The organism is uncultured Phyllobacterium sp., from assembly GCF_902479695.1.
Lineage (GTDB): Bacteria > Pseudomonadota > Alphaproteobacteria > Rhizobiales > Rhizobiaceae > Phyllobacterium > Phyllobacterium calauticae.
On sequence record NZ_CABSQF010000092.1, the window covers coordinates 1 to 3,383 of the forward strand.

General features: G+C 61.7%; 7 protein-coding genes. 1 reads left to right on the plus strand and 6 read right to left on the minus strand.

The genetic code is table 11. From position 1 onward, the window contains the following. Positions 1–8 precede the first annotated feature (8 nt). Positions 9–917, plus strand: a complete 909-nt coding sequence (locus RDL77_RS24735; protein ID WP_288195145.1) for a DMT family transporter — start codon at positions 9–11, stop codon at positions 915–917. Positions 918–933: 16 nt separating this feature from the next. Here RDL77_RS24735 and RDL77_RS24740 read toward each other — a convergent pair whose 3' ends face one another. The 6 genes from RDL77_RS24740 to RDL77_RS24765 form a co-directional block, all read right to left on the minus strand. Further along, positions 934–1,407, minus strand: coding sequence for an SRPBCC family protein (locus tag RDL77_RS24740; RefSeq protein WP_223614034.1), 474 nt, complete (start codon positions 1,405–1,407; stop codon positions 934–936). A gap of 13 nt (positions 1,408–1,420) precedes the next feature. After that, positions 1,421–1,753: a metalloregulator ArsR/SmtB family transcription factor gene (locus RDL77_RS24745; protein WP_223614035.1), complete on the minus strand. Its 333-nt coding sequence runs from the start codon at positions 1,751–1,753 to the stop codon at positions 1,421–1,423. A gap of 4 nt (positions 1,754–1,757) precedes the next feature. Next, a complete protein-coding gene (locus RDL77_RS24750; protein ID WP_288195141.1) occupies positions 1,758–1,964 on the minus strand; it encodes a glutathione S-transferase in 207 nt (68 codons plus the stop codon). A 12-nt stretch (positions 1,965–1,976) separates the two neighbouring features. Then, positions 1,977–2,438 carry an OsmC family protein gene (locus RDL77_RS24755; RefSeq protein ID WP_288195143.1) on the minus strand — a complete coding sequence of 154 codons (462 nt, stop codon included), beginning with the start codon at positions 2,436–2,438 and terminating at the stop codon, positions 1,977–1,979. A gap of 89 nt (positions 2,439–2,527) precedes the next feature. Continuing rightward, positions 2,528–3,214 carry a response regulator gene (locus RDL77_RS24760; protein ID WP_288195144.1) on the minus strand — a complete coding sequence of 229 codons (687 nt, stop codon included), beginning with the start codon at positions 3,212–3,214 and terminating at the stop codon, positions 2,528–2,530. Further along, positions 3,211–3,383, minus strand: a 173-nt coding sequence (locus tag RDL77_RS24765; protein ID WP_288195146.1) for an ATP-binding protein, incomplete at its 5' end; no start/stop codon positions are given. The genes RDL77_RS24765 and RDL77_RS24760, both read right to left, overlap by 4 nt.

Sequence of the window (3,383 nt, forward strand, 5' to 3'; positions counted from 1 at the left end):
AATCATCCCTGGCGCGCACCGGCGTCCTGTTGATGCTGCTGGGCATGCTGATGTTCGCCCTGAACGATGTGATGGGCAAATGGCTGGTGTCGACCTATTCCGTCGGTCAGGTCGTCTTTGTCCGCAGTGTCGCCGCCCTGATCATTCTTGCGCCATTCCTCTGGTACTCGGGACCGAAGAAAATCCTGCAGGTGGACCGGCCGGTCCTGCAGCTTGCCCGCGTTGCCGCGTCGACGGCGGAGATTTTCGCCTTCTACTTTGCCGTCGTCTATCTGCCGCTGGCCGATGTCATGACCTATTGGCTGGCCGCCCCGATCTATGTCGCCGCGATCTCGCCGCTCGTGCTGAAGGAGCCCGTCGGCTGGCGCCGCTGGAGCGCCATCATCGTCGGTTTCGTCGGCGTCGTCATTGCCCTGGAGCCGTCGTCGCAGGCCCTCACGCCACAGGCCATCATTTCCATTCTGGGCAGCATGACCTTCGCCCTGATGCTGCTGCTCGGCCGTTCGCTGCGCGGCACGCCCGATACGACGCTGGTGTTCTGGCAGATCGTCGGTGCCGGCCTTGCGGGCGCCGCCTCGCTCTATTTCGACTGGAAACCGGTCAGCCCAAGGGATCTGGTTCTGCTCGCCGTGCTCGGTGTTGTCGCCATGCTGGCGCACATGCTCGTCAACCGTGCGCTCAAGATGGCCGATGCGGCAACCGTTGCGCCGCTGCAATACACGCTTCTGTTCTGGGCCATCGTGTTCGGCTGGCTGGTGTTTGGCGACGTGCCGCGCCTGCCCATGCTGATCGGTTCAGGCTTTATCGTGGCGTCGGGCCTGTTCATCTTCTTCCGCGAACAGCAGCTGAAGCGGCAGGGGCGGATGAAGGCGGAACCGGCCGAAACCATCGTTACCGGTTCCGGCGATCCGGTCTGAGGCAGAAAACGCCCCGTCAGGCGTTGACAGGCGCGCCTTTCAGCGATGCGCCGAGAGCGTCGAGCAGCTCTTCCGTGCCACGCTGGCGTTGTCCCGGCTCGTCATAACCGTCGAGAAAGGCGCCCTGCTCGGTGAAGACGAGCTTTGTGCCGGTGCCTTCAGGCTTCAGTTCCATCGTCGCGAGTGAAACGGAAATACGCTTGTCATCGAGATACATGTCATAGCTGTAGATGATGCGCTGGTCAGGGACGATGTCCTGATAGATGGCCTCGAACCTATGCACCGGCCCGCCTTTCGGTCCGCCGCTGTTGGTCTCGCGGCCGCCGATCCGGAAATCCATCTCGAACCGGGCGACGCCCCAATCATCGGGGCCGGCAAACCATTTGCTCTTGGCGGTCTTGTCGCTGAGCGCAAAGAAGACGCGTGCCGGGGCGGCCGCATAGCTGCGCTCGATGGTGAATGTATCGTGTTTGACAGATCTCTTCGTCATGCTTTCGCTCCGGTTATTGATTGCCGTCTTCGGCGAGAAACTCGCCCAGCCGGTCGAGCCGGCGCTCCCATGATTTGCGCCGTTCATCCATCCATTGTTCGGCCGTTCGCATGGCGGTCCATTCGATGTGGCATGTGCGCACGCGGCCGACCTTTTCCGTGCGGATCAGGCCGCTGTTCTCGAGAACCTGCAGATGCTGCACCACGGCGGGCAGGGACATGGTCAGCGGTTTCGCCAATTCACTGACCGAGGCCGGGCCGCGGCTCAGCCGTTCCACCATGATGCGCCGGGACGGGTCCGCCAGCGCCTGAAACATAAGATCGAGTGAGGTTTGTTGGTTAAGCATATGCTTAAGTAATACCGATGGCCGGATTTGTCAACTTGTGCGCCAGGGCTTCCTCGAAGTGATTGACGGCTTTCTCGAATTTGTCGCGGCAGCCCGGGTTGCAGAAGCCGACAACCGCGCCCTTGTAAAGCGTGAGGCTGTCTTCGCTGATCGGATCGCCCGACCAGGGGCAGGTGGTGTTGACCGCGTCGCTGATTTTCAGGTCTGACATGATGTTTTCCCCCTAACCCAGATCGACGCTGATATCGGTGCGTACGGAATTGGCGATAAAGCATTGCTCATGCGCCTCGTGGTGCAGGTGTTCTTCCGTTGCCCGGTCCGGTGCCGCGCCGGCATAGCGGACTTGCGGCTTCAGCACGACCTTGCTGACAAACAGCTTGCCCTGTTCGTTCTTGCCGAGTTCTCCGCTCGCCGCGTCGCGATATTCATCGACGACGAAGCCGCCCTTGGCCGCGCCCGCCAGGAAGAACAGCATGTGGCAGCTGGAAAGCGAGGCGACGAATGCCTCTTCGGGGTCGACATTCTCCGCGACGGAATAGGGCAGCCGGACAATGTGCGGCGATGACGACGCCGGCACCTCAGCGCCGCCGTCGAACTGCCAGACATGGGCACGGCTGTATTTGTTGTCGGTAAATACGGCATCTGGAGCACGGTTCCATAGAACCGTCGCGCTGAAGGAGGTCATGGGCGTTTCCCGAATCTGTTGCTGAATTGATCGAAGCTTGTCAAAGCTTGGCACCATTGTCGATAGGGACTTCGGGGCGCGGCCGAACCCTATTCCGCGATGAACCGGTAACCGACCCCCGGCTCGGTGCGGATGAAGTGCGGATGGTTGGGATCTTCCTCGATCTTGGCGCGCAGCTGTCCGACAAAAACCCTGAGATAATGCAGGTCTTCCACGTGGGCCGCTCCCCAGATCGATGCCAGGAGATGGCGATGGGTGACGACAAGTCCGGGATGCAGGACAAGGTGGACCAGCAGCTGATATTCCTTGCGGGTCAGATGCACGGCTTCGCCCTTGAGCGTCACCACCCGCTTGACCATGTCGACCACGAGGCCGTTGCTTTCAAAGCGCGAGGGAACGCTGGTTCCCGCCACTTTCTGACGCAGCGCCGTGCGCACGCGCGCCAGCAGTTCGCCGATGCCAAAGGGCTTTTCCACGTAGTCATTGGCGCCGAGATCAAGCGCGGCGATCTTTTCGACTTCCCGGTCGCGCGCCGACAGGACGATGATGGGCACTTCGGAAAAGGCGCGCACGGTCTTGATGACCTCCTTGCCGTCCTTGTCGGGAAGGCCAAGGTCGAGAATGACAAGGTCGGGCGCGCTGGTGGCGATCAGCCGTTCCGCATCCGCACCCGTGGCGGCGGAGATGACGTCATAGCCCGATGCCGTCAATGCCGGATGCAGGAAACGCTGGATCTGCGGCTCGTCGTCGACAACCAGAATGCGGTTCTCGTTCATGGTGTCGCATCTCCGCTCTCGGTTGCATCGAAAATAGGAAGCCGGATAATAAAGCGCGTGCCGCGCTTGCGGATGGCCGGGCTTTCCGCCTTGATCGTCCCGCCCATGGCTTCATCGCAGCCACGGCAGATCGACAGGCCGAGCCCGGTTCGCGCCGCCCGGCCGGCGC

What these genes read in the sequence shown, in the direction of transcription:
- RDL77_RS24740 (WP_223614034.1), bottom strand. Translation starts at nt 1,407, where the DNA reads ATGACGAAGAGATCTGTCAAACACGATACATTCACCATCGAGCGCAGC.
- RDL77_RS24745 (WP_223614035.1), bottom strand. Translation starts at nt 1,753, where the DNA reads ATGCTTAACCAACAAACCTCACTCGATCTTATGTTTCAGGCGCTGGCG.
- RDL77_RS24750 (WP_288195141.1), bottom strand. Translation starts at nt 1,964, where the DNA reads ATGTCAGACCTGAAAATCAGCGACGCGGTCAACACCACCTGCCCCTGG.
- RDL77_RS24755 (WP_288195143.1), bottom strand. Translation starts at nt 2,438, where the DNA reads ATGACCTCCTTCAGCGCGACGGTTCTATGGAACCGTGCTCCAGATGCC.
- RDL77_RS24760 (WP_288195144.1), bottom strand. Translation starts at nt 3,214, where the DNA reads ATGAACGAGAACCGCATTCTGGTTGTCGACGACGAGCCGCAGATCCAG.